Genomic DNA, 25,559 nt, shown 5'->3' on the forward strand with positions numbered 1-25,559 from the left:
GCGAAGCATAAGAATCGAAGAAAGCGCCGGCAGCTTAGCGGTTAAGGGCGGGCTTCGGTAAAAGTTTTTGCAGTGCGGCAAATTTTGTGTTTACGGCGCGGCGGAAGCGAAAAATTCTGATTACGAGATCCGCTTGATTGGTTCGGCGCCATTCCCGACGCTCGCAAAGCGAGCGATCGGGAATCGAGAGCCAAATCAGCGTATTTGCGGCTCTGGATTTCCGGTCGGGCTTCCAGCCCGCCGGGAATGACATCCCCCAATGCGAGCTGTTCATGCCCCGATTGGCCTTCATTGTCGCCGCCGATGGCGCGTCCCCGAGCCCCGGCGCCTATGCCTTGTGGTTGCGGCTTCCCGCGCCGCTCGCAGTGAGGGCCGGCGCGCGCGTCGGCGCATTGGAGCCCGGCGATTATCTCTATTGCGGCTCGGCAAATGGCCCCGGCGGGCTGCGCGCCCGGCTGGCGCGCCATATGCGCCGCGACAAACGCGCGCATTGGCATATCGACCAGCTCACGGCGGCGGGCGACGTTCTAGGCGCCTTTATCGTCGAGGGCGGGAGCGAATGTGCGCTGAACGCGGCGCTCGGCGCCTTTCCTTTTCCCCTGCCGGGCTTCGGCAGCTCGGACTGCCCGCGCTGCGTCTCGCATCTGCGGCTTTTTCCCGCCAACGCACGGCTTCCCTCCGAATGGGAAAATGCTAGGAAGGCGGCGAGATTCAGCCCCCTCCCTGGGAGGGCGCGCGCAGCGGAACTAAAGTGAATGTCCAGCGACGAAAAGAAATCGAAGGTTGAGGCCCGCAGCCCCCGCGGATTTGCGGATCGCGAGGCGGGAGAGCTTGCCGCCACGGGCCGCATGCTCGACGTCATCCGCTCGGTCTATGAGCTCTACGGCTTCGAGGCGTTGGAGACCCCGGCCTTCGAATATACCGACGCGCTCGGCAAATTCCTGCCCGACCAGGACCGGCCGAATGAGGGCGTGTTCTCCCTGCAGGACGACGACGAGCAATGGCTGTCGCTGCGCTACGACCTGACGGCGCCGCTCGCCCGTTTCGTCGCGCAGAATTACGACCGGCTGCCCAAGCCCTATCGCTCCTATCGCTGCGGCCATGTCTATCGCAACGAGAAGCCGGGGCCGGGGCGTTTTCGCCAGTTCATGCAGTTCGACGCCGACACGGTGGGGTCGGCTTCGCCCGCCGCCGATGCGGAAATCTGCATGATGGCGGCGGAGGCGCTGGAGCGGCTCGGCATCGCGCGCGGCGACTATGTGATCAAGATCAACAGCCGCAAGGTGCTCGACGGCGTCATGGAAGCGATCGGCGTCGGCGGCGCGGAGAACGCCGCGCGCCGCCTCGTCGTGCTGCGCGCCATCGACAAGCTCGATCGGCTCGGGCCGGATGGCGTCCGTCAGTTGCTCGGCGACGGCCGCAAGGATGAAAGCGGCGATTTCACCAAAGGCGCGGGCCTGCCGCTGCCGGCGATCGACACGATCCTCTCCTTCAGCCTCGGCGGCCAATATAAGGACGGCAAGCCGCAGTTCGATCTCTTCGGCCTCCTGGGCAAGAGCGAGATCGGCGCGCAGGGGGCGGAGGAGCTGCTCGAGATCGAGGATCTCGCGCGCGACGCCGGCTTCGGGCCGGACCGCATCCGCATCGATCCTTCCGTCGTGCGCGGGCTCGAATATTACACCGGGCCGGTTTTCGAGGCCGACCTCACTTTCGAGACGCGCGACGAGAAAGGCAATCCCGTGCGCTTCGGCTCGGTTGGCGGCGGCGGGCGCTACGACGGCCTCGTCGGGCGTTTCCGGCCCGAGAACACGCCGGCGACCGGCTTCTCCATCGGCGTCTCGCGGCTCTTCGCGGCCTTGAAGCTCGTCGGCAGCCCCATCGTGACGGCCCGGCCGCATGTCGGGCCGGTGGTGGTGCTGGTGCTCGACCGCGACCGCGTGGCGGATTACCAGCGCATGGTCGCGCAATTGCGGGCGGTGGGGATCGCCGCCGAGCTGTATCTGGGCGCGGCGGGCATGAAGGCGCAGATGAAATACGCCGACCGCCGCAACAGTCCGCTCGTCGTGATCCAGGGGTCGGACGAAAAGGCCAAGGGCGAGGTTCAGATCAAGGACCTCATCGCTGGCGCGAGGGCGGCCGTGGCCATCGCCACCAATGAAGAATGGAAGGCGGCGCGCCCGGCGCAGATCTCCGTGCCCGAGAGCGAGCTGGCCGCGGAAGTCGCGAAGGCGCTGGCGGCGCAGCGAGAGCAGTAGGCCGGGCGGGCGTCATTGCGAGGAGCGTCGCGAGGAAGCAACCCAGAGCAGCTACTGCGGCCCTGGATTGCTTCGCTTCGCTCGCAATGACGGAGAGCGGTGCGACAACGCCGTACTAGGCGCGGTCCTCGCGGCGATATAGGTTTCTCTTTAGACAAAGAGAGCCGGGAGAGACGCGATGATCGGTAACCCGCCCAAATCCATTGTTCATCCGACGGACCTCTCCTTTTCGGGCCAGGACGCCTTCGCCCATGCGCTGCGCATCGCCGTGGCGACGCAGGGCGCGCTGCATCTTCTGCATATCGAAAATCTCGAAGAGGAAGCGCCCGACGGCTGGGAGCGCTTTCCGCATGTGCGGGAGACGCTGGCCCGCTGGCGGATGATCGACCCTGCCGCCTCGCGCGCCGAGGTCGCCGAAAAGCTCGGCGTGCAGTTCGTGAAGGCTGCGGTCGAGGCGGGGTCCCCAGTGCATGGCGTCGCCGCCTATGTGACGCGCCATCTGTGCGACCTGATGGTGCTGATGACGCATAACCGCACCGGGCTCGAGCGCTGGCTCGACGAATCGGTCGCAGAGGAGGCGGTCCGCGAGACCCTCATACCGGCGCTCTTGCTGCGCGAGGATCAGACGGGCTTCGTCGATCGTGAGACCGGCGTGGTCTCGCTCAATACGGTGCTGATGCCGGTCGAGCCCAATGTGGCGCCGCTCGACGCCTTCCGGCACATCGCCGATTTCGCCCATGCGATGAATCCGGCAGCCGACGTCATGCTGCTGCATGTCGGCGAGCGGCTGCCGATCTTCGAGGGTCTGCTGCCGCATATCGAACTGCGACAGGGGCCGGTGGTCGAGACGATTCTGGCCTATGCGGCGGAGATCGGCGCCGATCTCATCGCCATGCCGACGCAGGGACGCCGGGGCCTGCTCGACGCGCTGCGCGGTTCGACGACCGAACGCGTGCTGCGCGAGTCGCCTTGCCCGGTTTATGCGGTCCCGGCGCGGTAGCAGCCGTCATTGCGAGCGAAGCGAAGCAATCCAGAGCAGCGATGTGGCGCTGGATTGCGTCGTCGCTTCGTTCCTCGCAATGACTCCGGTTGGTCTTATACGAGATCCGCTTGATTGGTTCGCTGTCATTCCCGACGCTCGCGAAGCGAGCGATTGGGAATCCAGAGCAGAACCAGCGCTTTTGTGGCTCTGGATTCCCCGTCGGGCTTTCAGCCCGCCGGGAATGACAAGTCCCCATGCGAGCTATTCAACCGGAAACAGTCTTACAGGGAGCGTTCGAACTTCAGCACGCCGCCCTTGAAACCCTTGAGCGTGAGCGTGTCGCCCTTCACGTCCCAGTAAGGGCCGGAGAGCAGCACGCCCCAATAGTCGCGCTCGATGCCGGCGAGCGCGCCGTCGCATTGGCGTTCGTTGGTGGCGGGCATGGCGCGCGGGCCGAGGCGGTCCGGGCCGATGACGAAGACGCCCGACCAGTTCTTGCAGCCCGAAAAGCCATTGGCGCGGCCGGTCGAGTCGATGTTGATCCACATCTCCACGGGCGGCGCCTTGCCGTTGATTTCCTTCAGCGTGAAATTGCGGTTGTGCGGGAAGGGAACGTAACGCGGAATGCCGCCCGAATCCTTGCCGCCGTCCTCGCCGCCCTGCTGCTGTTCCTGCGCCTGGCCATCGGCGGCGGGCTTGGCGTGTTTCTTGGCCTCGGCCGGCGCCGTGATCATCGCGACGCACAGAGCAGCCGCGAGGATCGAGAATAGCTTGTTCATGTAAGTCCCCTCCCTTGCGCGCTCCGCTCGCTCAGCTCGTGCAAGCGATGGAAGCGGCGCCGAATCAAAATGCCGAAGCGCTTCTCGCCGCAAAAGCGGAACGCGCTCTCAGGCGCTTGATTCGCATGCAAAAAAGCCCGAATCGCGGCGGCGCGCCGCGCGGCAAGGCTAAGACGCGATGGTTTTTATCACAACATGCTGGGCAGCACGCGGTCCGGCGGGCGGTGGCCGTCCATGAAGGTCTTGATATTGATGATGACCTTCTCGCCCATGTCGATGCGGCCCTCGATGGTCGCCGAGCCCATATGCGGCAAGAGCGTCACCTTGCCGCTCTGGGCGAGCTTGAGGAGCTTGGGCGACACGGCGGGCTCATGTTCGAAGACGTCGAGGCCGGCGCCGGCCATTTCATTGGCCTCCAGCATGCGCACCAGCGCGTTCTCGTCGACGATTTCGCCGCGCGCAGTGTTCACCAGGATCGATTGCGGGCGCAGATATTTCAGCCGGCGCGCCGAGAGCAGATGATAGGTCGCCGGCGTGTGCGGGCAGTGGACCGAGACGACATCGACGCGCGCCAGCATCTGGTCGAGCGACTCCCAATAGGTCGCCTCGAGCTGCTCCTCGATCTCCACCGGGACGCGGCGGCGGTTGTGGTAATGGATCGAGAGGCCGAAGGCCTTGGCGCGCCGCGCCAGCGCCTGACCGATGCGGCCCATGCCGACGATGCCCAGCCGCTTGCCGGTGATACGGTGGCCGAGCATCCAGGTCGGCGACCAGCCGGTCCAGGCGGCTTCGGGGATCGCCCGCGCGCCTTCGACCAGCCGCCGCGCGACCGCGAGAATCAGCGCCATGGTCATGTCGGCGGTGTCCTCGGTGAGGACGCCCGGCGTGTTGGTGACGGTGATCGAGCGCCCGAGCGCCGAGGCGACGTCGATATTGTCGACGCCATTCCCGAAATTGGCGATGAGCTTCATCTGCTCGCCCGCCTGCGAGATGAGGCTCGAATCGATGCGGTCGGTGATGGTCGGCACCAGCACTTCCGCCGTGCGCATGGCCTCGGCCAGCTCCTCATGGGTGAGCGGCTTGTCGGTCTCGTTGAGCCGGGTGTCGAAGAGCTCGCACATGCGGGTCTCGATGACTTCGGGCAGACGTCGCGTCACGATTACGAGCGGCTTCTTCTTCGGCATGGTTGCGCTTCGTCCCTTCGGCTCGCCCGGATGGCTTCGTGGCAAAAACTCGAAAACTTGCTAAAAGCGTCGAGACCTCGGCCCTTGCGTCGGCGCGCCGGTTTCAACCCGGTCTTAACGATGGCAGGCGACAAAACGACGATGCCGCCCGGCGCCTGCTTTTTCGTTCCTAGCAGATGGCGGGCCAAAGACAAGACGAGCGATCATCCCCATCATGCGGCAGCAAAAAAGCAGGATTTCAATCGGCCTATTCGCGGCTTTCAGCTTGATTGCGCTCCATTTTCCGCCTTTCGCGCGAGCGCAGGAGCCGCAGCTCGGCCCGGTGAGCAAATTGCCTATTCCCCGATATGTCAGCCTCAAATCGGATCGCGTCAATCTCCGCGAGGGGCCGAGCAAGGAGCACCCGACGCTCTGGATCTATCAGCGCGCCGGACTGCCTGTCGAGATTACCGCGGAATTCGAGACCTGGCGCAAGATTCGTGATTCGGAAGGCACGGAAGGCTGGGTGCTGCATTCGCTGCTCTCGGGCCGCCGCACGGCGCTGGTCGCGCCCTGGAAAAAGGAGCCGCAGCTTTTGATGGCGTCGAACCATTCGACGCCGGTGGCGAAACTCGGCCCGGGGGTGATCGGCAATCTGCGCGGCTGCGACGGCAAATGGTGCCGAATCGCGGGCAAGGAATTCGATGGGTATATCCAGCAGGAGAATTTGTGGGGGGTGTATCCGGGGGAGAAGGTGGAGTAGCGCCGCCCTCATCCGCCCCTCGCTGACGCGAGGGCCACCTTCTCCCGTAAACGGGAGAAGGAATCGCGCTGAAACTTTGTCGTTCAAAAACCTTGGGGTTCTCCCTTCTCCCGCTTGCGGGAGAAGGTGGCCCCTGCGTCAGCAGGGGTCGGATGAGGGCGGGGCCCTACCCCTCCCGCCGCAGCCGCACCACTACGTCGACGCGATCAATCCGCAGCCCCTTGGGCGGCGTCGGCAGATTCGCCACCGCGACATTGGAGCCGGAAATATCGTAAAGCTCGCCGTCTTCCTCGATGAGGAAGTGGTGGTGGTCGCTCACATTGGTGTCGAAATAGACCCGCGCGCCGTCGACGGCGATCTCGCGCAGGAGGCCGGCGTCGGTGAACTGGTGGAGCGTATTATAGACGGTCGCGAGCGAGACCGAGAGATTGGCCGCGACCGCCTCGTCGAAGAGGCGTTCGGCGGTCACATGGCGGTCGCAGCCGCGAAAGAGCAGCTCGCCGAGCGCGACGCGTTGCCGGGTCGGACGCAATCCCGCGGCGACCAGCATGTCGTGGACGGGCTTGCGGCGCTCGGGAAGGCCGGGCGATATCGGTTGGTTGACGAAAGCGTCCATTGGCGGGCAGCCCATATTTTTCTTTGACCTATACCAAAAAAAACCGGAAGCCTCAACTTCGTCCCGCTTTTTCCTGCATCGCGCCCTCCGGCGCTAGCAGCCGCTTCCGGCGGGCGCGCGCCTATGTTACGGAACGCAGCCCTAGAAATCCGTCCCGCCGTCCTGCAGGGCGCGGGATGGCGAACAACAAGCGGGCGGCGCGCGCTCGACCAGAGGGGCCGCGCGAGGGGAACAGGGCCTGTCGAAAGGCTGCAGCGGAGGCGGAGAGATCATGAGCGAACGGCGCTCGTCATTTGGCTATGAGGATTTATTGGCCTGCGGGCGCGAGGAGCTCTTCGGGCCCGGCAATGCGCAACTGCCGCTGCCGCCGATGCTGATGTTCGACCGCGTCACCGAGATTTTCGAGACCGGCGGCGAGCACGGCAATGGCTATATGCGCGCCGAGCTCGACGTCAAGCCGAGCCTCTGGTTCTTCGATTGCCACTTCAAGGGCAATCCGGTCATGCCCGGCTGCCTGGGCCTCGACGCGCTGTGGCAGATGGTCGGCTTCTATCTCGCCTGGCTCGGCAATCCCGGCCGCGGCATGGCGCTCGGCGTCGGCGAGGTGAAATTCTCCGGCCAGGTGCGCCCGACCGTGAAGACGGTCACTTACGGCGTCGATCTCAAGCGCGTGCGCACGGGCAAGCTCGTGCTCGGCATGGCCGACGGCTGGGTGGCGGCGGACGGCCAGCGCATCTATGAGGCGAAGGATCTCAAGGTCGGCCTCGCCAACGCCCCGGCGCCGGCGGCGTGAGGCGATGCGGCCCATCTTTCGAGACGCCCGCTTCGCGGGCTCCTCAGGATGGGGTTGTCGTTTGAAATGAGAGTCGACGGCCCCCGCCGTTTTCCTCACCCTGAGGAGGCGGCGCAGCCGCCGTCTCGAAGGGCGCGGAAAACCGCCCCGACGCAGTGACAGGCGGCGTCAAGCCGCGCAGGGCGAGAGAAATGAGACGAGTCGTCGTCACCGGCATGGGCATCGTATCGTCGATCGGCAATACGACGCAGGAAGTGGTCGCCTCTCTGCGCGAGGCGCGCTCCGGCATCGTCCGCGCCGAAAAATATGCGGAGCTGGGCTTCCGTTGTCAGGTCTATGGCCTGCCGACGCTCGATCCCTCCACGATCGTCGATCGCCGCGCCATGCGCTTCCACGCCACGGGCACCGCCTGGAACCATGTCGCCATGGATCAGGCGATCCTCGACTCCGGCCTGACCGAGGCGGATATCTCCAATGAGCGCACCGGCATCATCATGGGCTCGGGCGGCCCCTCGACCCGCACCGTCGTGGAGGCCGCGGACATCACCCGCACCAAAGGCCCCAAGCGCGTTGGCCCCTTCGCCGTGCCGAAATGCATGTCCTCGACGGCCTCCGCCACGCTCGCCACATGGTTCAAGATCAAGGGCGTGAACTATTCGATCTCCTCGGCCTGCGCGACCTCGAACCATTGCATCGGCAACGCCTATGAGATGATTCAATATGGCAAGCAGGATGTGATGTTCGCCGGCGGTTGCGAGGAATTGGAGTGGGAGCTCTCCGTCCTCTTCGACGCCATGGGCGCCATGTCTTCCGCCTATAACGACCGCCCGGCGACGGCCTCGCGCGCTTATGACAAGAACCGCGACGGTTTCGTGATCGCCGGCGGCGCTGGCGTGCTGGTGCTGGAGGAATATGAGCGCGCCAAGGCGCGCGGCGCCAAGATCTACGCCGAGATCGCCGGCTATGGCGCGACCTCCGACGGCCACGACATGGTGGCGCCCTCGGGCGAAGGCGCCGTGCGCTGCATGAAACAGGCGCTCGCGACCGTTAAGTGCCCGATCGACTACATCAACCCACACGCCACCGCGACGCCGGTCGGCGACGCCAAGGAGATCGAGGCGCTGCGCGAGGTCTTCGGCCGCGAGGACAAATGCCCGCCGATCGCCGCCACCAAGTCGCTCACCGGCCACTCGCTCGGCGCGACTGGCGTGCAGGAGTCGATCTATTCGCTGCTGATGATGCAGAACGGCTTTATCTGCGAGAGCGCCAATATCGAGGAGCTCGATCCCGAATTCGCCGACATGCCGATCCTGCGCCAGCGTCGCGACAATGTGAAGCTCGGCGCGGTTCTGTCGAACTCCTTCGGTTTCGGCGGCACCAACGCCACGCTGGTTTTCAAGCACCCCGATGCGTGAGGTGGTCTGGGTCGCCAAACCGGCGCCAGCCGACATACGGCAAGCTGAAATATATGGCGCCCAATACCTCCCCTTTACGGGGAGGTCGGCGGCCGTAGGCCGCCGGGTGGGGTTCGCGCCGCAACGACTGCGGTTGGGGTTTGACCCCACCCGACCCCGCTTACGCGGGGCCACCCTCCCCGTAAAGGGGAGGGATGAGCTCACGCCCAGCGGGATCGCGCTCATCATGGCGCTCGCCGCCGCCCTTCTCCCCGCAAGCGCCAGCGCTTTCGAAGGACGCTATGTCGCGGGCTCGAAGTCCTATTCGCAGGACATCGAGATCAAGAAGAGCAGCGACGGCAGCTATAATGTCCGGGCCAGCGTCGCGTCGCAGGCTTGCACGGGGGATTTCGACGGCGCCGGTCCGGTCGCGGGCGACGTTCTTCGGGCGACCGCCGTCATGGAAACAGACAAATGCACGCTGATCCTACGCCGCACCAAGAAGGGCGTCAGCGTCGAGGAAGAAAACTGCCTGCCATTTCACGGCGTGGCTTGTGATTTTACCGGCGATTATCGCAAGCGCTAGCGCGTTTCAACGGTCAGCGATAAGACATCGCCAGTTCGAAAGCTGGCGCTTTCAGGCCTTTCGAGTAGAGAAAGAGCGAGATGACGGTTTCTACCGGTTTGATGCAGGGTAAGCGCGGGCTCGTGATGGGCGTCGCGAACGACCATTCGATTGCATATGGCATTGCCCGCGTGCTGGCGCGCCATGGCGCTGAGCTTGCCTTCACCTATCAGGGCGAGGCGCTCGGCAAGCGCGTGAAGCCGCTCGCTGAGGAGCTCGGCTCCAATCTCGTCCTGCCCTGCGACGTCGAGGATGTCGAGACCGTCGACGCGGTCTTCGCGCGGCTGGAGCAGGAATGGGGCGAGATGGACTTCCTCGTCCACTCCATCGCCTATTCCGACAAGAGCGAGCTGAAAGGCCTCTACGCCGACACTTCGCGCGAGAATTTCGTCCGCACCATGGTGATCTCCTGCTTCTCCTTCACGGAAGCGGCGAAGCGCGCGGCCCGCTTGATGAAGAACGGCGGCTCGATGGTGACGGTGAGCTTTGGCGGCGGCACCCATGTCATGCCGAACTACAATGTGATGGGCGTCGCCAAGGCCGCGCTCGACTCCAGCGTGCGCTATCTCGCCGCCGACTACGGCGACCGCGGCATCCGCGTGAATGCGCTGTCGCCCGGGCCGGTGCGCACCATGGCCGGCGCCGGCATCACCGGCGCGCGCGCCATGGGCGCCTTCCAGAAGCAGCATTGCCCCCTGCGGCGAATGATCACGCTCGATGAAATCGGCGGCTCGGCGCTTTATTTCCTATCGGAACTCTCGGGCGGCGTGACCGGCGAAATCCATCTCGTCGACGCCGGCTACAACATCATGCTGCAGCCGCGCCCGGAGGATTTGAGCGGCGGCGAATAATTTGAAGCGCTTTCCGCCGAAGTGGCGACCGGTTCGGCGAAAGGAAAGCGCGATATAATCGGGGGAAAAGGAGAGGGAAATGAGATTGCTGTCGGTTTTGCTTTTCCTCTCCGCCGCGACGGCGCCGGCTCTCGCCCAGGGGCCCGATGAGACGGTCGGCAAGCGCATCGCGCAGGACACCTGCGCCTCATGCCACGCCGTGACCGCCGACCCCGACGCCATCAGCCCCGATCCCAAAGCCCCGCGCTTCCTCGACGTCGCCAGAATGCCCTCGACGACGGAGCTGTCGCTGAAGGTGTTTTTGCGCTCCTCGCACCGGAACATGCCGAATTTCATCCTCTCGCCCGAGGAGATGGATTCGGTCACATGGTATATTTTGGGGCTGAGAAAGAAGTAGGCGCAAAGACGTCGGCGATGGTCAGCGCTCGACCCACGCCATGCGCCGAATGATCCCTAAAGAAGCCGGCATGAGCGCACACGAGCATTTAGATCGGCCCTCCGTTTCTTAGTAATGCGGAGGCGGCGGCTCGGGCGTATCGCGGGAAGCGCCGATGTTCTGAAATTCCTCACGCAACTGGGCGACTTGCCGCTCGAGAATATCGATTTTGCGCCATTGTGAGGCGATGACGTCGCTCAGTTCGGCGATCGTTCTGTCCTGGTGGGCGATCAGCGTTTCCAGCGCGTGGTGGCGGGCCGCGTAATCAAAAGGTTCGTCGCTCATATCGAACTCCATTGCGTCTCGATGATTCTGACGAGTTTACAACGTCCCCCAAACGAAAATGCCCGGCCGCCTGGGCCGGGCATTCTTTTTCGCGGACGGACCGAAGCGCCTCAATAGGAGGTCAGCGAGGGCGCGCCGCCGAGGTTGAAGTGATAATTCACGCCGGCGCGCACGACATTGTATTGCGTATGGCGGCGATCGGTCGCAGTGGCGGCCAACGCGCTTTGTGCGCCGCCGCTGTTGAGGTCGGTGAAGAGATACTCGCCCTTGGCCGACCAGTTGGGCATGAACATCCATTCGGCGCCGCCGCCGGCCGTCCAGCCCGTGCGGGTGCTGCTCGCGCCCGTGAACTGGCTCTGAAGATTGCCATAGGCGAAGCCGCCCGTGCCGTAGACCAGCAAAGTCGGCGCGACCAGGAGGCCGGCGCGGCCGCGCGCCGTGCCGAACCAGTTGAGCGCGATGCCCCGGTTGCCGGCGGGCGATAGCGGAACCAAAAGAGCGCCACCCCCGGCCGGATCAGGATAAAGCGCGGTATTGGCGGCGCCGCCCGAGCGCATGCTCGTGCCCTGGAAATCCGTCTCGGCGCCAAGGACAAAGGAGCCGATCTGATAATTATAGCCCACCTGGCCGCCGCCGACGACGCCCCCCGTCGAATTGCCGCCCTTCGTATTTCCTGGCAGGAGGTAAGTGGCGCCGTTCACCGGGCTGCCATAGAGGGCGAAGTTGTTGGGATTGGCGCGGTTGGCGCTCCAGCCGCCGCCGAGGTTGAGGCCGCCATAGAAGCCGGTCCAGGTCATTATCGGTGGCGGCGGCGGGACATAGGTCGGCGGGGGCGGCGCCTTGCGCGAGGGAAGGTCGGCGGCGAAGGCCGAACCGCCCACCGCCGTCGCGATCATCGCAATCGCGGCGATTTTTCCCGTCTTCATTGTCATTCACTCCGTTACGCTTGCTCGACAGGCCTCGAACGTAACGGTCGACCCGGGGCAAAGTTGGGTGAGAAAATGTTCATATCTTGCAATGCTTTAGAGTTAGAGCGCGGGTGCGCCCCGCCAGTAGAAAGGCGGGTCGTCGCCGACCCGCCTTCGCAAAACGCCCGATTTCGGCGCGTGCTTACATGACGCCCTCCGGCCCCTTGAGCGACTCGGCGCGCTGCAAATGGCGTTCGAGGATCGCCACGGAGTTTTGGGCGAATTTCTTGAGGTCAGGATTATCCCCCGAGGCGGCGTAATCCTGGAACAGGCGAATCGCTTCCTGATGTCCCTGGATTTGCAGGGTACGGAATTCGCGGTCGAAGGCTGCGCCTGTGGCCGATGAAAGCTGCTTGAGCTTCTGGGCGTGCTCGGCGTCGGCGGCGTTTGGAAGCTCCGCGCCGCGCGTGCTTCGCATGATGGACCTCAAATCATCCTGCATCTTCTGGTGGTCGTTGACGACCATCTTGGCAAAATCCTTGAACTCGGACTTCTGCGCCTTGTTCTCGGCCTCCTGGCCCGCCTGGATTTCAAAATTATTGATGTTCCACGCCTTGTTCAAAAACTCCTGGGTGGTGACGCGCTGCGATTGGGTCGTTCGCGCGCCGGTCGTCGGCGCTTCCCGCATTGGAGTCTGCGTCGATTGCTGCGCAAAGGCCGCCCCTTGCAGGGCAAGCGCAAGAAACACGCTCGTAGCGATGACAGGCCTCATCTCGATTGCTCCGTGACAGCGAGCCCCCAACCCTAACCCGCCCTCCCTGTCTTCGTTCCTGTCTGGCGCTGCGGGGCGGCGACTTTCCTTGCGTCGACGACGGGGCGCGGTTGACGCGGAATGAAAGGCGCGATATTTATAACTAATAGGTTATATAACTAGGCAAGAATACATGCAGGACCCGCTCAGCCTCACGCTTTCCGCTCTCGCTGATCCAACCCGCCGGGCGATCCTCGCGCGCCTCGCCCAAGGCGACGCGTCGGTCAACGAGCTTGCGGCGCCCTTTGCGATCAGCCAGCCGGCCATCTCGAAACATTTGAAGGTGCTGGAGCAGGCGGGGCTCATCAGCCGCGCTCGCAAGGCGCAGTTGCGGCCTTGCCGGCTCGAGGCGGCGCCGCTGCGCGATCTTGCAGGGTGGCTGGAGAGCTATCGGCGCTTCTGGGACCAAAGCTTCGACCGGCTCGACGTCTATTTGAAGGAATTACAGAAAGGCAACCCTGATGGACCGCACAACTGACGATGTAGTTTCGACGCTTGTCGTCTCGCGCCGCTTCGCCGCGCCGCCCGAGATCGTCTTCGACGCCTGGTTCGACGCCAAAGCCGTCGGCGCATGGCTTTTCGCTACTCCTGGCGGTCAATCGGCGCATGTCGAGATAGACGCGCGCGTCGGCGGCGGCTTTGCGATTCACGAGCAGCGCGGCGAAAGCCTTGCAACCCATTTCGGCGAATATCGGGAGATCGATCGCCCCCGTCGGATCGTCTTCGCTCTCGCCACTGACAAGGACGGTACGCGCAGCCTCGTCACAGTCGAGATCGAGGCCGATGGCGCGGGGAGCCTTTTGACGCTCACCCATCGCGTGGAACGGGCGCCTATTGACGCGAGCATGCGGGCAGGATGGGAAAGCATTCTCGAAGGATTGGCGCGTGCGACCGGCGAAGAAGGCGCCGGCTACACGATTGTCATGCGCCGCACATTCGATGCGCCACGACTCCTGGTATGGAAAGCATGGACGGAAGCCGATCATTTGCTCCGCTGGATGTGCCCGGCCAATTTCAACGTGCTTTTCGCCGAGAATGAATTGCGCATCGGCGGCAAATGGCGGTCCGGCATGCGCTCGCCCGAAGGCGAAGACTTCATCCATTGCGGCGAATATGTCGAAATAGAAAAGCCGTCGCGTCTCGTTTTCACCCATCGATGGGAGCGCAACAGTCTCGAGCCTCAGGCGGACACGATGATCACAGTCGTTCTCAACGAGCGTGACGGCAAGACCGACATGGTCTTTGTCCATGCTGGCCTCGCCACAGTGGAATCCGCTTGTTCGCATCAAAATGGCTGGACCGGCGCATTCGAGTATCTGGCGCGACATTCGACGCAGCTCGCGCAAGACAGCAATTGACCACGGCGAAGGTGCTTCGGCCCGAGCCGCCGCGGTTTAACACGAGGTCTGCTTGATTGGTTTCGGTGTCATTCCCGACGCTCGCAAAGCGAGCGATCGGGAATCCAGAGCAAACCCTACGCGTTTGTGGCTCTGGATTCCCGGTCGGGCTTTCAGCCCGCCGGGAATGAAATGCCCGACGCAAGCCGTTCAAACGGAAATGCTAAAACTTACTTATGTTTTGAACAAGGAGACATGTGATGGCTATCAATCCCTACCTTTATTTCGCGGGCCGCGCCGAGGAGGCGATCGCCTTCTACCAAAAGGCGCTGGGCGCAGAGCTGACGATGCTTTTGCGTTTCAAGGAGAGTCCCCAGCCTGCGCCAGAGGGCGTCATCGCGCCGGGGTGGGGCGATAAAGTCATGCACGCCAATCTGAGTGTCGACAGCTCCAACCTGAGCCTCTCCGACGGTTGCGGTCCGGATAGCGCGGGCTTCAAGGGCTTTAGTTTGACCTATACGGCGAAGGACGCGGCCGAGGCCGATCGCATATTTGCAGCGCTCGCGAATGAAGGCCAAATAAGAATGCCGCTCGGCGAGACCTTCTTTGCGCCGCGCTTCGGCATGGTCGAGGACCGGTTCGGCGTTCTATGGAACGTGATCGTTGTGGCGTGACAATAGGAGGCGCGAATGGCTCAGAAGGTAAGGACCTGCCTCTGGTTCGATCACGAGGCCGAAGAAGCGGCGAACTTTTACGTGTCGCTTTTCCCGAACTCCCGCATCGTCGACATCGCGCACTATAACGAGGCCGGCCCCGGCAAGCCGGGGTCTGTCTTGATGGTGACCTTCCAACTTGCCGGCGTCGAATATCTGGCCTTGAACGGCGGCCCGATCTTCAAATTCACCGAAGCCATTTCGATTTCGGTGGACTGCGTCGATCAGGCGGAGGTGGACCGTTTATGGGAGAAGCTCGGAGAGGGCGGTTCCTATAGCCGCTGCGGCTGGCTCAAGGATCGCTACGGACTTTCGTGGCAGATCGCTCCCTCCCGGGTCGTCGAGCTGATCAGCGGCCCTGACAAAGCCGGCGCCAAGCGCGCCATGGAGGCGATGATGACCATGGCGAAGCTCGATATTGCGGCAGTCGAAGCGGCCTACAATCGTTCGTAGCTTCATGCTTGCGCCCTCGAACGCGTTCGAGGGCGCAAGCGCGCGGATCAATCCAACAGCTTCGCGAAATCGTCGATGGAAACCGACGCGACGATGTTCATTTGATCGTCGAGCAGTTCGTAAAGCGCGTCGTTTTCGCCATAGATGGTGAACATCACCACCACGTCCTGATCGCCCCCGCCTTCGCGGTGAGGATCATTGCTCGGCGGGCTCACAGTGTAGCGCCCGGCAGGGCGGATTTCCTTGAGCCTTCCGTCTGGATGATACAGACGGTGCTCTCCCTGGATAACGAAAGTCTTGTTCGTGGTCTTATGCCGATGCAGCACGATCTGCTGGTTCGCCGCGAATTTGAAAAGCACCTGGACGATTCTGTTCTTTGCGTCCACGTCGAGCACGGAAAGCCACAAATGCTCGACGTCGCCGAACCGTTCCCATCGGATATTGCTGTCATCGAATCCCAATTGCGCCACGGTATTTTCTCCCTTGGATGGCGTGCAAGACGGATCAGACCAAAGGAGCCCGCGCGCGAACACGGAGAAAAACCCTGTGAGGCCAGGGAAATTTGCCCGCTCCCGACTGCCCGCGCGATCAGGGACGACGCCGACGCGGCTGTGATAGAGTCGTGCTCCTGGAATTGTCGAGAGGACAGGAAAGCATGAGCCGGAAAGTGATCATCGCATCAGCGCTCGTCACAGGCGTGGCTCTCTGCAGCTCCGCGCTTGGCGAGGTTCGTTTCGGCAAACATGTTTACGTCGGCGGCCATGATTTTTCGAACCAGACCTTCGACCGAAAGCATCGCGCCGAAGTGCATCTTTACGACAATCAGCCGAAAAACCCGGGCTGTCATTGGCAAGCCGACGGCTCCGGTGGGCGTGTGAAGCTCTGTCGGCTTCGAACTTTGCATCGCGATTGACCGCTGGCAGGCAGCCACACGCCGCGCCCAGCTTGACAAGCGCCGACCGCGATCCAGTTCGCGTTTGTCGCGCCCTTTTATAGGGCCAGCTCCAACAGGGAAGCGGCTATCATGCGCAAGCTTGTCTTGTTCTCCATTTTATTGGGTCTCGTCGCCTTGGATCCAGCGCTCGCACAGGGCACGAAAAAACAGCGGTCAGCGTGTGAGCGCGACTCTCACAAACTCTGCGCCGAGGCGGAGCCTGACGCGCTCGCCGTGGAGAAATGCCTCAAGGCGCATATGAGCGCGCTGTCGCGGGGGTGCCAGCGTCAGTTCAAGAGCCGGGGTTGAGGCTGAAGGAACAAGGGCCTCCCGCAGTGGTTTGTCGTCATCCGCTCGCGCGGCGGGCGGATCGACGGCTTTAAAGGGAGAAACCCATGCGCTCTTACATCCTTGCAATATGTACGGCGGCCTTCTTTAGCTTGCCTGCTGCGGCGATTCCGAGTGATGCGGGCGCCGACGCGTCGCTTCTGCAAGTCCAGTATCGGCAGTATCATCAGCGCTGGGGGTATGGCCCCAACTGCCGCGAGCTTCGGCGCGCCTGCATGTATAAGCGCGAACTCGGCGAAGAAGGCATGGGCAATTGCCAGCGCTATCGCGAGCTTTGTCGATAACGGCGTCGGCGCGGGCCGTCGGAAGCGGTCGGCCCGCGCCTTTTTTATCGGGTAAACTCTGAGGCGTTTGGAGCCTTTTTAGCCGGACGACGCTTGTCTGAGCTGCTCTGCAAGCGCGAGGGTCTCCGGCCAAGCGAGCCGCGCCTCCGCGCAGCCCTCGGCGCGGACGACGATGCCGTCCTGCTCGACGCTCGCCTCGAAGTCGTGATCGCTGGCAATCGGGCTCATGAAAATCTGCCGCTCGTCGCTCGCGCCTTGCGCCACCGCTTTGAGCGCCCGCGCCACGATCGCCGCCTCCTGCAGGGTGAAGCGGCGCGCCGGCTGGGCGGCGAGGCGCAATGTCGCTAAAACGCCAAACGCGTGGTGACGATCGACAACAAGGCTGAAACTTTCCGACATGGCGGGCCGCCTCCCAGGCGGAGGAATCTCTAATCCACTGATTTTCATCTGTTCTGGCGCGGGCCTCGGGCGGGCGCCCTTCTTGAATAAGAGGGGCGCCTCTTCACGAGAGAACCGCGCGCGATGCAGAACAAATTTCGTGCCCCGCAGAGCCGGCGTCCGCGATGAACGCTTATTCCGACGCGCTTCCCGCCGACATCCGCGGCTATCATCTCCGCACCAAGCACGCGCCCAACCGTTATGCGCTCGGCCCGGCTTTTCTGGATTGGACCTCGCAGCCCTCGCCCTTCCGGCGCTTCGAAGGGGCGCGGCTGATCGCGCTGCCGTTGAGCCGCGGGCCGGAGACGCCGTTCCCCGGTCCGGCGCGCGACCCGGCGCCCCTCGACGTCGCCGCGCTCGGCCTCTTCCTCGAGCTGGCCTTCGGCCTCAGCGCCTGGAAGAGCGCGGAAGGGTCGACCTGGGCGGTGCGCAACAACCCTTCCTCCGGCAATCTGCATCCGACGGAAGCCTATATTCTGGCGAATGCGCTCGCGGGCCTGAGCGAAACCGCCCGGCTCTATCACTATGCGCCGCAGGAGCATGGGCTCGAAGAGCGCGCGCGTTATGAAGCGGCGCAAGCGATCCCGGGCGGCGGCTTTCTTCTCGCGCTCAGCGCCATTCCGTGGCGCGAGTGCTGGAAATATGGCGAGCGCGCTTTTCGTTACTGCCAGCTCGACGCCGGGCACGCCATCGGCGCGGCAGCGCAAGCCTGCGCGGGCCTCGGATGGCGCGCGCATGTTTTCGCGGTGCCTTCCGATGACGAGATCGCCGCGCTGATCGGGCTCGATCGAGCGGATGCTTTTCACCGGCGTGAGGAAGAACATCCCGACGTCCTGCTCTGGATTGCAACCGAGGGCGCGTCGCCGCCTGTAATCGACCTCGGCGCCTTGCTGGCGGAGCCGCGCACCTTCCACGGCGCCGCCAATCGCTTGAGCGAGGATCACGACGGCTGGCCGCTCGTCGATCGCGCTGTCCGTCTTTGCCACAAGGCGGGCTCGGCCGCGTTGGAGCCGTCGCCCACGCTGCCGGCCCCGTCGATCGATGGCCCGGCGATCGGCGAGGTGGTGCGCCGGCGCCGCAGCGTCCAGCGCATGGATGGCGCCTCGACGCTGCCGCTCGAAACCTTCCGCCTCACGCTCGCCGCGACGCTGCCCGGCGCCGAGCCGCTCATGAGCGCCTTTCCCTTCCCGCCGCGCCTATCGCTCGTGTTTTACATCCATCGCGTCGAGGGGCTGGAGCCGGGCCTGTATCTCCTCGCCCGCGACGCGGAGATGGCGGCGCGGCTGCGCGCGGCCAGCCACGCCAATTTCGAATGGGCGCCTGTCGAACTCTCGGGCGTCCCGCTGTTTCGCTTGCGCGCCGGCGCGCATGAGCGTGAGGCGACCAAATTCGCCTGCCTTCAGCCGATCGCCGGCAAGGGCTGCTTCGCCGTCGCGATGATCGCCGATTTCGACCGCGCGCTTACAGAGGAAGGCGCCTTCGCCTATCGCCGCCTCCATTGGGAGGCGGGGCTGATCGGACAGGTCTTCTATCTCTGGGCGACGGCCGCCGGGCTCGCCGGCACAGGCATCGGCTGCTTTTTCGACGACGAGGTCCACGCCATGCTCGGCCTTCCGGCGGGCGAGACGCAATTCCAGGACGTCTATCACTTCACGGTCGGCGGGGCCGTGGAGGACACGCGCATTTTGACCCTTCCCCCCTATCCCGAAGAGCGGCGCCGGCCATGAATATCGAAATCGAAAGAAGCCATGTCGAAGCCTTGATGGCGCGCTTTCCGGCGCAGGCGGGGCTCGCGAGCCAATTGCGCTTCAGCGACAGAGTCGAGGTCGATCTCAGCCATCTCACGAGCGAGGAGCTGGATTTTCTCGAAGCGCGCTACAAGGAGTCGGGCCCCGAGCTGCGCGCCCGCGCGGCGCAGCTTTCCACCTTGCGCGCCGCACTGGTCTCGCAGGACAAGCGTTTCCAAAACGGCGAACTCGAGGACGTCCTGCCGGCGCTGGTGCGTTATCTGACCACCGATCCGATCTACGGCTGGCTCTTTACGGCGAGCATCGCGTCGAAGCCGCTGCCCTATCTCATCATGCGGATCGACTATGTGCCGGCCTCCAACGACGAGGCTGGCAAGATTCTCATCGAGCTGAAGGCGAACGCCAAGGGAACATTGCAGTCGAACGTCATCCGCATCATGGCGGCCGACATCGTCGGGCGAACGATCAGCGAGATACTCGCCGCCAGAGGCTTCCTGCGCGAGACGGCGGAGCTGATCGAGGCTTTCGAGTCCTCGACCGAAACCTATTTCGAATGGCGCGGCCGCTACGGCCAGCAGTTCAGCGGCAAGGGCGTCGGCTTTCACGCCGAAGACCCCAACGCCACCCATCGCGACACCGATTGGGCGCGCAAGGATATTATCGTTCTCTCGACCAGCGGCGGCGAGGCGCGGCTCGTGAACGACGAGGGCGTGCTGACCAACCGCAGCCTCACGCTGGAGGCGCCGGGCGACATTCTCGGGCATTTCCTGCGCAAGGCCGGCAAGAGCAATCGTTTCGCGGCCGAGGACGAAATCGCCGAATTGCGCGCGCAGATTCCGGAAGGGCTCTTCACCCGCATTCCGGTGCATCCTTACATACTCATGTTCCACCTCGACCTGCATCACCATCTCTGGGTGCATGTCGACGAGATGCGGCCCTATCAATATCAACCGGCGCTGAAGCAAAAGCTCGTCCTACCGCCCGAGCAGACCGATCTCATCGACATTCTCACGGCCGAGATGGACGTGCTGATGGACGACATCGTGCAGGGCAAATCGGGCGGCACCACTGTGCTCTGCGCGGGGCCGCCCGGCGTCGGCAAGACGCTGACGGCGGAGGTCTATTCCGAGATCATCCAGCGCCCGCTTTACCGCGTGCACTCGGGCCAGCTCGGCCTCAATGTCGCGGCGATGGAAACCTCGCTGAAGGAAATCCTCACCCGCGCGCAGCGCTGGGGCGCGGTGATGCTGATCGACGAGGCGGATGTTTATATCAAGCGTCGCGACGACAATATGGCGATGAACGCCGTCGTGGGCGTCTTCCTGCGCGTGCTGGAATATTTCAACGGGCTGCTATTTCTCACGACCAATCGCGTCGACGACATAGACGAGGCGATCGTCTCGCGTTGCATCGCGCTCATCCGCTACTATCCGCCGGACGCCAACGCCAAGCGGCGCATATGGCGGGTCATGGCGGAGCAGTTCGGCCTTGCGGTCGACGATGCGTTGGTCGACGACCTTGTGCGCGTCTTCCCGCAGGCGACGGGCCGCGACATCAAGGGCCTCGCCAAGCTTGTCGCCAAATTCTGCCACCAGAAGAGCGTGCCGCCTGATCTGAGCGCTTTCCAGCGCTGCGCCATCTTCCGGGGTCTGGATATGGCGCCGCTCGACGCAAAGGCGGCCTGAGCGGCTGCGCCAGCGCGCCGCATCCATCCGTCGCGCCCTCGCTCGCACGCTGGCCAGTTGCCTCTGTGGGTTTTGGCCTCTGTGGGTATTCGCCTAGCGGGGCCTGCTCGCTCTGGCGCTCGACGCCTGCTGCGCGATCGAGCCCACGCAGCAATCAAGCGGAAATAAAGCAAGTCAGCGCTTCGCTTGCCGAAAGGGTAGCCCCGCTTACTTGCCCGTGTTCCGGCTGCGCCGGATGATCACGGAGGAGACGATGAACAGAAAACTGCTTGCGGCGGCGCTCGTCGCGCCGATATTGGCCTGGGCTCCCGCTTCGGCTTTGGCGCATGGATGCGCTTCGAAGCATCACTATCGCCATCATACGAAGGCGACTGGCGGCGAGACTTACGGCAGCAGCAAGTCGATGCAGAAGAAGGGCTCGACTTCCAGCAATCCGAGTTCGCGCTCGCAAGATCTCAACCAGGGCGCCCCAAGTGGTTCGACTGCGCCGAGCGGCTCGTCGGGCTCACCGAACAAGGGGCAGGGAATCTGAGGCGCCGTGGCGGCAGGAACGGCGAGGGCGCCGTTCCTGCCGTTCAAGCTTCGTCGCCGCTGGCGCGCGGAAGCGTGACGCGGACGACGAGCCCGTTCGGCTCGCGATCCAGTAAAGAGACGGTTCCGCCGTGGCGTTCGACCAGAGAACGCACGATCGACAGGCCCAGGCCGAATCCGCTGTGGCTGTCCATCGTGCGCCCCGGCTCGCCGCGCACGAAGGGCTCGAAAACGGACGCCCTCTGGTCTTGTGGAATGCCCGGACCATCGTCGATGACGTCGACCTGGAGCTTGCCGGGCAGGGACTCGTCTATCCGGACGTCGACCACGCCGGCGTGATGGACGGCGTTCTCGACCAGATTGGTGAAAACCCGCTGCATGTCCGTCAGGGAGCCGATCATCATCTGGCGACCGCCGCCGGCGTAGGACACGTTGTAATTCATGTCGGCGAACTGATCCACGACGGTTTGCAGGACGCTGTCGAGGTCGATCAGCGAATAATCCGTCTTGTCGCTCTCGGCGCGCAGATACTGCAGGTTCTTGCGCAGCATGGCGTCCATGAGGTCGACGTCGCGGAGCATTTTCATTCGCAGATCGGCGTCGGCGATAAATTCGGCTCTCAGATTCAGCCGCGTGATGATGGTTCTCAGATCATGGCTGACAGCCGCCAGCACCCGTGTCCGCGCCACGATCATCGCGGCGATACGCTCCTGCATGCGGTTGATCGAGCGCGTCAGCTCGCGCACTTCGCTGGGGCCGCGCTCGGGAAGCGCGCCTTCGCTGCTGTGCGAGCCGGGGAACTGCTCGGCGTGGCGCGCCAAAGTAATCAGCGGCTCGACAATGCCGTTCGACGCCCACAGCACGAGAACCGAGGTGCTGAGAAAAAACAAAATGGCCGACAGCGCCCATGGCGTCAGCAGGAAAGGCGTGCCGGGCTCCGGCTCCCAGAGCCATCGCCACACCGAGCGCGGCGGCTTGCGGTGCTGGGTAATGGAGATGAGCCCATAGCCGCCCTTGCGGAGCGCGACAGCCATAACGCCCTGCGCGCCGTCCTCATTGGGCGGCGCGGCGGCGTAAACCTCCGCCTCGGGCCACAGGTCGGTCCGGATCAGGCGGATTTCTTTTTTGAACTCCCTGTCGTCGGTCGTGACGGCCCGGGGCTTTTCCTTTTGCAAATGGATATTCGCGAAAGGCGCGGCCTGCGCGAATTCGGATAGCAACCCCTGACGCGCCTCGGCCGGCGCCGCGTCCAGCGCGAGAATGACGCTCGCGATGAAATCCGTCTGGTCGACAATGTGGCGCCGCCCTTCGACGTCGAGCACGTGGAAAGTAACCAGCACGATCGTCTGGAAGGTCACGATCGAGACGAGGATGAGCAGCGTGATTTGACCGGCAAGGCGGGCTGGGGCCAGGCGTCGCATGAAAGCCTTGATCTTCAAATCCGGGCGACGGGCGCGGAGAGCATGTAGCCCTCCGATCTCACCGTTTGGATGATAGCCGGGTTTTTGGGATCTTTCTCGAGCTTCTGTCTGAGCCGGCTGATCAGCACGTCGATGCTTCTCTCGAAGGGGCCGGCGGTGGGGCCATGGGTCATGTTGATGAGCTGATCGCGGGTCAGCACCCGGTTCGGATTTTCGCAGAATGCGTGCAGGAGATCGAATTCCGCGCCGGTCATGGCGACCTTCATGCCGCTGGGCGAAACGACGTCGCGGGCGAGAAGATTGATGCGCCAGCCCAGGAACTGAAAGATTTGGTTCGAGGGGCCGGCCTCGACGCGGCTTTGCGGCCCGGTGCGGCGCAGCACGGCTCTGATGCGCGCGAGCAGCTCCCGGGAGTTGAAGGGCTTCACCACATAATCGTCGGCGCCTATCTCGAGCCCGAGGATCTTGTCGACGTCCTCTCCCTGGGCGGTGACGATGATGATCGGGATGTCATGCGCCGCCCGGACCCGCCGGCAAATGGAAAGACCATCCTCGCCCGGCAGATTGAGGTCGAGAATGAGAATGTCGAAGTCGCCGGCGGCCAGTTTGGCGTCGACGGTTTCCCCGCTGGGGATGCGCGTGACCGCCATGCCGTTGTTTTCGAGGTATCTGGAAATCAGCTCCGCGATTTCCGCGTCGTCTTCGACGATGAGGACCGAACTGCGATTGCTCATGCTTCCAAGCGCCTCCGTCCATGTGCGCCTCTGTGTTCATGGCTATAGCGTGTCGCACCCGGATTGTCTGGGTTTCCGAAAGCGCGCCGGCTTTCCCGACATAGAGCGGAAACATTTTTCCGCAGTGCGAAAAACTATGGAAACAGCCGCTTGCAAGTGTAGCTGAGCCCTTGGAGGCCAATCGAGGAAAGCCAATGAAGCGAGACTTAGGCGCAGCAAAAGGCCGGCCCAGCCTTCATTTTAGACAAATCGCGGCTCTGCCGAAATAAGCGCCGTCCCGCCTGAAATATAATCTTGCCGGGTCCGTGAGCGGCGCCGGGCGCCCTCAGCCCCACCAAAAAGAGTGCAGACGGCCTCGGCGCCGAAAATGCCTTTGTCGCCCAAGGGGGACAGGGCCCAGGCTCTTTTTCCGGTCTTCATCTCCAGTTCGAGGATAACAGACGATGACCATCTCCTCGCCGGCTCATGACGCCTTGTCTCCCAAATCCGGGTTCGCCGGGCTCTTCGAGAGCTGGCGCTCCGACGTCGTTTCAGGCTTCCTGGTCTTCCTGATCGCCTTGCCCTTGTGCCTCGGCATCGCCATGGCCTCCGGCTTTCCGCCCCAGGCCGGCATCATCTCGGCCATCGTCGGCGGGCTTCTGGTGTCGCGCATCAACGGTTCTTTCGTCACGATCATGGGGCCGGCGGCCGGCCTGATCGTCGTCATTCTCGATTCCGTGACGGAGCTCGGCGAGGGCGACGCTATGGCGGGCTATCGCTACACGCTCGCCGCGATCTTCTTCGCCTCCTTGCTGCAAATCCTCATGGGCGTGATGAAGGCCGGCAAGATGAGCGCCTTCTTCCCCGCCTCGGCCGTGCACGGCATGCTGGCGGCGATCGGCATCATCATCATGGCCAAGCAAATTCACGTCATGCTCGGCGTGAAGCCGGATGCGCAGACGCTGTTCCAGACGATCGGCGCTATCCCAGCGAGTTTGCGGGACATGAACCCGGAGGTCGCCATCATCGGCTTTCTGGGCATCGGGATTTTGGCGCTCTGGACCCTGGTGCGGAACCCCAAGCTCAAGATGATCCCGGCGCCCTTGCTCGTCGTCCTGCTGGGCATGGCTCTCGCCAAATATTTCGACATCGAGGACGAGCACAAATACCTCTTCCTGCCGGACATGGTCTTCCTGCCGCACCATGAATTCACCATCGGCCCGAAGTTCCTCGTCACTTTGCCGGAGAATTTCCTGGCGGGCTTCGCCGCGCCCGACTTCGCCCGCGTCGGACATCTCGTCTTCTGGCAGCAGGTCGTCGCCATCGCGCTCGTCGGCAGCCTCGAGAGCCTGCTGAGCGCCGCTGCGGTCGACAAGCTCGATCCCTATAAGCGCACGTCCGACCTGAACCGCGACATCGCGGCGGTGGGCGTCGGCAACGCCATCTGCGGCCTGATCGGCGGCCTGCCGATGATCGCGGAAATCGTTCGCAGCTCAGCCAATGTCAACAACGGCGCGAAAACCGGCTGGGCCAATTTCTTCCACGGGCTCTTCCTGCTCGTCTTCGTCGCCCTGTTCCCGAAGCTGATCCACGAGATCCCGCTCGCCTCGCTGGCGGCGCTCCTGGTCTTCACGGGCTATCGGCTGGCCTCGCCTCACGAGTTCAAAAAGACGTTGGAGATTGGCTGGGACCAGTTGGGCGTCTTTGTCGTGACCATCGTCGGCGTGCTGGCGACCGACCTTCTCATCGGCGTCGCCATCGGCGTTTTGGCGGAGCTGGCCTTCCATTTCTGGCGCAGCATCCATTGGCCGGATGTCATCAAGCTCAGCCGCTCGATCGAAGAGAAGACGCCGGGCGTCTACCATGTGCAAGTCGCGGGCGCGGCCTTCTTCGGCAATTATCTCGCGCTCAAGAACGACCTCACCGCGATCCCGCCGGGCAAGACGGTGATCTTCGACCTCTCGGAGACAGCGACCGTCGACCACACGGTGATGGAAAATCTCCATCATTTCTGCGGGGATTACCACGGCAAGGGCGGCCATGCGGAAATCCGCGGGCTCGACCATCTCGTCCCGACCTCCGACCATCCTTTGGCGCCGCGCAGGCGCCCCGCCTAGCGCGCTTTTCCGCGCAGATTCAAAAAGCTGGAGCGCATTCTTTTCGCACAGGTCTGCAACTTTTGCGGAATGCGCTCTAAGGCCGCGCCGTATTCCGGCGAAATATCGCAGGGTGAGACGTTCTGCGGGATAGACTGCCGCTGGAATTCCCGCGACCGTCTATGCAGGCAAGCCTC

The 25,559-nt window shown here is 63.6% G+C and carries 29 protein-coding genes; 19 read left to right on the plus strand and 10 right to left on the minus strand.

The window, feature by feature from the left end:
* Positions 1-272: 272 nt before the first annotated feature.
* The 3 genes from QMG84_RS01945 (at position 273) to QMG84_RS01955 (ending at position 3,255) form a co-directional block, all read left to right on the plus strand.
* Entirely contained in the window at positions 273-755 is a 483-nt protein-coding gene (locus QMG84_RS01945; protein WP_281930094.1) for a GIY-YIG nuclease family protein, read from the plus strand.
* Entirely contained in the window at positions 756-2,255 is a 1,500-nt protein-coding gene (gene hisS / locus QMG84_RS01950) for a histidine--tRNA ligase (RefSeq protein WP_281930095.1), read from the plus strand.
* Between the two features lie 178 nt (positions 2,256-2,433).
* Entirely contained in the window at positions 2,434-3,255 is an 822-nt protein-coding gene (locus tag QMG84_RS01955) for a universal stress protein (protein WP_281930097.1), read from the plus strand.
* 263 nt (positions 3,256-3,518) lie between these two features.
* On the opposite strand, the gene QMG84_RS01960 is transcribed toward QMG84_RS01955, so the two are convergent.
* Both QMG84_RS01960 and QMG84_RS01965 read right to left on the minus strand, forming a co-directional pair.
* Entirely contained in the window at positions 3,519-4,016 is a 498-nt protein-coding gene (locus QMG84_RS01960; protein WP_202070751.1) for an META domain-containing protein, read from the minus strand.
* A 188-nt stretch (positions 4,017-4,204) separates the two neighbouring features.
* Entirely contained in the window at positions 4,205-5,200 is a 996-nt protein-coding gene (locus tag QMG84_RS01965) for a 2-hydroxyacid dehydrogenase (protein ID WP_202070750.1), read from the minus strand.
* A gap of 214 nt (positions 5,201-5,414) precedes the next feature.
* Between QMG84_RS01965 and QMG84_RS01970 the strand changes: the two genes are divergently transcribed.
* A complete protein-coding gene (locus QMG84_RS01970; RefSeq protein ID WP_281930100.1) occupies positions 5,415-5,942 on the plus strand; it encodes an SH3 domain-containing protein in 528 nt (175 codons plus the stop codon).
* Between the two features lie 166 nt (positions 5,943-6,108).
* Here the strand turns inward: QMG84_RS01970 and irrA are convergent, their stop codons facing one another.
* Positions 6,109-6,492 carry an iron response transcriptional regulator IrrA gene (gene irrA, locus QMG84_RS01975; RefSeq protein ID WP_246744687.1) on the minus strand — a complete coding sequence of 128 codons (384 nt, stop codon included), beginning with the start codon at positions 6,490-6,492 and terminating at the stop codon, positions 6,109-6,111.
* A gap of 337 nt (positions 6,493-6,829) precedes the next feature.
* Here irrA and fabA point away from each other — a divergent pair, with 337 nt between their 5' ends.
* The 5 genes from fabA (at position 6,830) to QMG84_RS02000 (ending at position 10,618) form a co-directional block, all read left to right on the plus strand.
* On the plus strand, positions 6,830-7,351 hold the full coding sequence (gene fabA / locus QMG84_RS01980) for a 3-hydroxyacyl-[acyl-carrier-protein] dehydratase FabA (RefSeq protein WP_202070747.1): 522 nt from the start codon (positions 6,830-6,832) through the stop codon (positions 7,349-7,351).
* A 191-nt stretch (positions 7,352-7,542) separates the two neighbouring features.
* Positions 7,543-8,766 (plus strand): beta-ketoacyl-ACP synthase I, encoded by a 1,224-nt coding sequence (fabB, locus tag QMG84_RS01985; RefSeq protein WP_281930101.1) that lies wholly within the window; start codon positions 7,543-7,545, stop codon positions 8,764-8,766.
* A 226-nt stretch (positions 8,767-8,992) separates the two neighbouring features.
* Positions 8,993-9,331, plus strand: a complete 339-nt coding sequence (locus QMG84_RS01990) for a hypothetical protein (RefSeq protein WP_281930102.1) — start codon at positions 8,993-8,995, stop codon at positions 9,329-9,331.
* An 80-nt stretch (positions 9,332-9,411) separates the two neighbouring features.
* Positions 9,412-10,221, plus strand: a complete 810-nt coding sequence (gene fabI / locus QMG84_RS01995; protein ID WP_281930103.1) for an enoyl-ACP reductase FabI — start codon at positions 9,412-9,414, stop codon at positions 10,219-10,221.
* 79 nt (positions 10,222-10,300) lie between these two features.
* Positions 10,301-10,618 (plus strand): c-type cytochrome, encoded by a 318-nt coding sequence (locus tag QMG84_RS02000; RefSeq protein WP_281930105.1) that lies wholly within the window; start codon positions 10,301-10,303, stop codon positions 10,616-10,618.
* Between the two features lie 108 nt (positions 10,619-10,726).
* On the opposite strand, the gene QMG84_RS02005 is transcribed toward QMG84_RS02000, so the two are convergent.
* The 3 genes from QMG84_RS02005 to QMG84_RS02015 form a co-directional block, all read right to left on the minus strand.
* Entirely contained in the window at positions 10,727-10,942 is a 216-nt protein-coding gene (locus QMG84_RS02005; protein ID WP_281930106.1) for a SlyX family protein, read from the minus strand.
* Between the two features lie 110 nt (positions 10,943-11,052).
* Positions 11,053-11,868 (minus strand): outer membrane protein, encoded by an 816-nt coding sequence (locus QMG84_RS02010; RefSeq protein WP_281930108.1) that lies wholly within the window; start codon positions 11,866-11,868, stop codon positions 11,053-11,055.
* A 184-nt stretch (positions 11,869-12,052) separates the two neighbouring features.
* Positions 12,053-12,622 carry a DUF4142 domain-containing protein gene (locus tag QMG84_RS02015; protein WP_281930109.1) on the minus strand — a complete coding sequence of 190 codons (570 nt, stop codon included), beginning with the start codon at positions 12,620-12,622 and terminating at the stop codon, positions 12,053-12,055.
* 172 nt (positions 12,623-12,794) lie between these two features.
* Between QMG84_RS02015 and QMG84_RS02020 the strand changes: the two genes are divergently transcribed.
* The 4 genes from QMG84_RS02020 to QMG84_RS02035 all read left to right on the plus strand — a co-directional run bounded on the left by QMG84_RS02020 (position 12,795) and on the right by QMG84_RS02035 (position 15,164).
* Entirely contained in the window at positions 12,795-13,139 is a 345-nt protein-coding gene (locus QMG84_RS02020; RefSeq protein ID WP_281930110.1) for an ArsR/SmtB family transcription factor, read from the plus strand.
* On the plus strand, positions 13,123-14,019 hold the full coding sequence (locus tag QMG84_RS02025; protein WP_281930111.1) for an SRPBCC family protein: 897 nt from the start codon (positions 13,123-13,125) through the stop codon (positions 14,017-14,019). Before QMG84_RS02020 ends, QMG84_RS02025 begins: the two co-directional genes overlap by 17 nt.
* A gap of 239 nt (positions 14,020-14,258) precedes the next feature.
* Positions 14,259-14,672 (plus strand): VOC family protein, encoded by a 414-nt coding sequence (locus QMG84_RS02030; protein ID WP_281930113.1) that lies wholly within the window; start codon positions 14,259-14,261, stop codon positions 14,670-14,672.
* A 15-nt stretch (positions 14,673-14,687) separates the two neighbouring features.
* Positions 14,688-15,164 (plus strand): VOC family protein, encoded by a 477-nt coding sequence (locus QMG84_RS02035; RefSeq protein WP_202070736.1) that lies wholly within the window; start codon positions 14,688-14,690, stop codon positions 15,162-15,164.
* 47 nt (positions 15,165-15,211) lie between these two features.
* On the opposite strand, the gene QMG84_RS02040 is transcribed toward QMG84_RS02035, so the two are convergent.
* Positions 15,212-15,634 carry a cupin domain-containing protein gene (locus tag QMG84_RS02040; protein WP_281930116.1) on the minus strand — a complete coding sequence of 141 codons (423 nt, stop codon included), beginning with the start codon at positions 15,632-15,634 and terminating at the stop codon, positions 15,212-15,214.
* 185 nt (positions 15,635-15,819) lie between these two features.
* On the opposite strand from QMG84_RS02040, the gene QMG84_RS02045 reads away from it, so the two are divergent.
* Both QMG84_RS02045 and QMG84_RS02050 read left to right on the plus strand, forming a co-directional pair.
* The gene (locus tag QMG84_RS02045) at positions 15,820-16,077 is read left to right on the plus strand and encodes a hypothetical protein (protein WP_281930118.1); all 258 of its coding nucleotides are present in this window, start codon (positions 15,820-15,822) and stop codon (positions 16,075-16,077) included.
* A 416-nt stretch (positions 16,078-16,493) separates the two neighbouring features.
* A complete protein-coding gene (locus tag QMG84_RS02050; protein ID WP_202070733.1) occupies positions 16,494-16,730 on the plus strand; it encodes a hypothetical protein in 237 nt (78 codons plus the stop codon).
* A gap of 78 nt (positions 16,731-16,808) precedes the next feature.
* Here the strand turns inward: QMG84_RS02050 and QMG84_RS02055 are convergent, their stop codons facing one another.
* Positions 16,809-17,129 (minus strand): hypothetical protein, encoded by a 321-nt coding sequence (locus QMG84_RS02055; RefSeq protein ID WP_281930120.1) that lies wholly within the window; start codon positions 17,127-17,129, stop codon positions 16,809-16,811.
* A 164-nt stretch (positions 17,130-17,293) separates the two neighbouring features.
* On the opposite strand from QMG84_RS02055, the gene QMG84_RS02060 reads away from it, so the two are divergent.
* From QMG84_RS02060 to QMG84_RS02070, 3 genes are all read left to right on the plus strand, one after another.
* Complete coding sequence (locus tag QMG84_RS02060; protein ID WP_281930122.1) at positions 17,294-18,895, plus strand: SagB/ThcOx family dehydrogenase; 1,602 nt, start codon at positions 17,294-17,296, stop codon at positions 18,893-18,895.
* Positions 18,892-20,601 (plus strand): AAA family ATPase, encoded by a 1,710-nt coding sequence (locus QMG84_RS02065; RefSeq protein ID WP_281930124.1) that lies wholly within the window; start codon positions 18,892-18,894, stop codon positions 20,599-20,601. The genes QMG84_RS02060 and QMG84_RS02065 overlap by 4 nt, the downstream gene beginning before the upstream one ends.
* Positions 20,602-20,854: 253 nt before the next feature.
* Positions 20,855-21,133 (plus strand): hypothetical protein, encoded by a 279-nt coding sequence (locus tag QMG84_RS02070; protein ID WP_202070729.1) that lies wholly within the window; start codon positions 20,855-20,857, stop codon positions 21,131-21,133.
* Positions 21,134-21,176: 43 nt separating this feature from the next.
* Here QMG84_RS02070 and QMG84_RS02075 read toward each other — a convergent pair whose 3' ends face one another.
* Together QMG84_RS02075 and QMG84_RS02080 are read right to left on the minus strand one after the other, a co-directional pair.
* The gene (locus QMG84_RS02075) at positions 21,177-22,553 is read right to left on the minus strand and encodes an ATP-binding protein (protein WP_281930125.1); all 1,377 of its coding nucleotides are present in this window, start codon (positions 22,551-22,553) and stop codon (positions 21,177-21,179) included.
* Between the two features lie 14 nt (positions 22,554-22,567).
* Positions 22,568-23,287 carry a response regulator gene (locus QMG84_RS02080; protein ID WP_202070727.1) on the minus strand — a complete coding sequence of 240 codons (720 nt, stop codon included), beginning with the start codon at positions 23,285-23,287 and terminating at the stop codon, positions 22,568-22,570.
* 443 nt (positions 23,288-23,730) lie between these two features.
* On the opposite strand from QMG84_RS02080, the gene QMG84_RS02085 reads away from it, so the two are divergent.
* Entirely contained in the window at positions 23,731-25,383 is a 1,653-nt protein-coding gene (locus tag QMG84_RS02085; RefSeq protein WP_281930128.1) for a SulP family inorganic anion transporter, read from the plus strand.
* Positions 25,384-25,559 lie beyond the last annotated feature (176 nt).

The sequence above is a fragment of the Methylocystis iwaonis genome, from assembly GCF_027925385.1.
Lineage (GTDB): Bacteria > Pseudomonadota > Alphaproteobacteria > Rhizobiales > Beijerinckiaceae > Methylocystis > Methylocystis iwaonis.

Bases quoted from the DNA above. Each gene is read 5' to 3' on its own strand.
- QMG84_RS01955 (WP_281930097.1), top strand. From the start codon at position 2,434: ATGATCGGTAACCCGCCCAAATCCATTGTTCATCCGACGGACCTCTCC.
- QMG84_RS02050 (WP_202070733.1), top strand. From the start codon at position 16,494: ATGCGCTCTTACATCCTTGCAATATGTACGGCGGCCTTCTTTAGCTTG.
- fabI (WP_281930103.1), top strand. From the start codon at position 9,412: ATGACGGTTTCTACCGGTTTGATGCAGGGTAAGCGCGGGCTCGTGATG.
- fabB (WP_281930101.1), top strand. From the start codon at position 7,543: ATGAGACGAGTCGTCGTCACCGGCATGGGCATCGTATCGTCGATCGGC.
- QMG84_RS02055 (WP_281930120.1), bottom strand. From the start codon at position 17,129: ATGTCGGAAAGTTTCAGCCTTGTTGTCGATCGTCACCACGCGTTTGGC.
- QMG84_RS01960 (WP_202070751.1), bottom strand. From the start codon at position 4,016: ATGAACAAGCTATTCTCGATCCTCGCGGCTGCTCTGTGCGTCGCGATG.
- fabA (WP_202070747.1), top strand. From the start codon at position 6,830: ATGAGCGAACGGCGCTCGTCATTTGGCTATGAGGATTTATTGGCCTGC.
- hisS (WP_281930095.1), top strand. From the start codon at position 756: ATGTCCAGCGACGAAAAGAAATCGAAGGTTGAGGCCCGCAGCCCCCGC.
- QMG84_RS02045 (WP_281930118.1), top strand. From the start codon at position 15,820: ATGAGCCGGAAAGTGATCATCGCATCAGCGCTCGTCACAGGCGTGGCT.
- QMG84_RS02085 (WP_281930128.1), top strand. From the start codon at position 23,731: ATGACCATCTCCTCGCCGGCTCATGACGCCTTGTCTCCCAAATCCGGG.
- QMG84_RS01990 (WP_281930102.1), top strand. From the start codon at position 8,993: ATGGCGCTCGCCGCCGCCCTTCTCCCCGCAAGCGCCAGCGCTTTCGAA.
- QMG84_RS02070 (WP_202070729.1), top strand. From the start codon at position 20,855: ATGAACAGAAAACTGCTTGCGGCGGCGCTCGTCGCGCCGATATTGGCC.
- QMG84_RS02035 (WP_202070736.1), top strand. From the start codon at position 14,688: ATGGCTCAGAAGGTAAGGACCTGCCTCTGGTTCGATCACGAGGCCGAA.
- QMG84_RS02020 (WP_281930110.1), top strand. From the start codon at position 12,795: ATGCAGGACCCGCTCAGCCTCACGCTTTCCGCTCTCGCTGATCCAACC.
- QMG84_RS02075 (WP_281930125.1), bottom strand. From the start codon at position 22,553: ATGCGACGCCTGGCCCCAGCCCGCCTTGCCGGTCAAATCACGCTGCTC.
- QMG84_RS02005 (WP_281930106.1), bottom strand. From the start codon at position 10,942: ATGAGCGACGAACCTTTTGATTACGCGGCCCGCCACCACGCGCTGGAA.
- QMG84_RS02000 (WP_281930105.1), top strand. From the start codon at position 10,301: ATGAGATTGCTGTCGGTTTTGCTTTTCCTCTCCGCCGCGACGGCGCCG.
- QMG84_RS02015 (WP_281930109.1), bottom strand. From the start codon at position 12,622: ATGAGGCCTGTCATCGCTACGAGCGTGTTTCTTGCGCTTGCCCTGCAA.
- QMG84_RS02065 (WP_281930124.1), top strand. From the start codon at position 18,892: ATGAATATCGAAATCGAAAGAAGCCATGTCGAAGCCTTGATGGCGCGC.
- QMG84_RS01965 (WP_202070750.1), bottom strand. From the start codon at position 5,200: ATGCCGAAGAAGAAGCCGCTCGTAATCGTGACGCGACGTCTGCCCGAA.
- QMG84_RS02030 (WP_281930113.1), top strand. From the start codon at position 14,259: ATGGCTATCAATCCCTACCTTTATTTCGCGGGCCGCGCCGAGGAGGCG.
- QMG84_RS02060 (WP_281930122.1), top strand. From the start codon at position 17,294: ATGAACGCTTATTCCGACGCGCTTCCCGCCGACATCCGCGGCTATCAT.
- irrA (WP_246744687.1), bottom strand. From the start codon at position 6,492: ATGCTGGTCGCCGCGGGATTGCGTCCGACCCGGCAACGCGTCGCGCTC.
- QMG84_RS02010 (WP_281930108.1), bottom strand. From the start codon at position 11,868: ATGAAGACGGGAAAAATCGCCGCGATTGCGATGATCGCGACGGCGGTG.
- QMG84_RS01945 (WP_281930094.1), top strand. From the start codon at position 273: ATGCCCCGATTGGCCTTCATTGTCGCCGCCGATGGCGCGTCCCCGAGC.
- QMG84_RS01970 (WP_281930100.1), top strand. From the start codon at position 5,415: ATGCGGCAGCAAAAAAGCAGGATTTCAATCGGCCTATTCGCGGCTTTC.
- QMG84_RS02025 (WP_281930111.1), top strand. From the start codon at position 13,123: ATGGACCGCACAACTGACGATGTAGTTTCGACGCTTGTCGTCTCGCGC.
- QMG84_RS02080 (WP_202070727.1), bottom strand. From the start codon at position 23,287: ATGAGCAATCGCAGTTCGGTCCTCATCGTCGAAGACGACGCGGAAATC.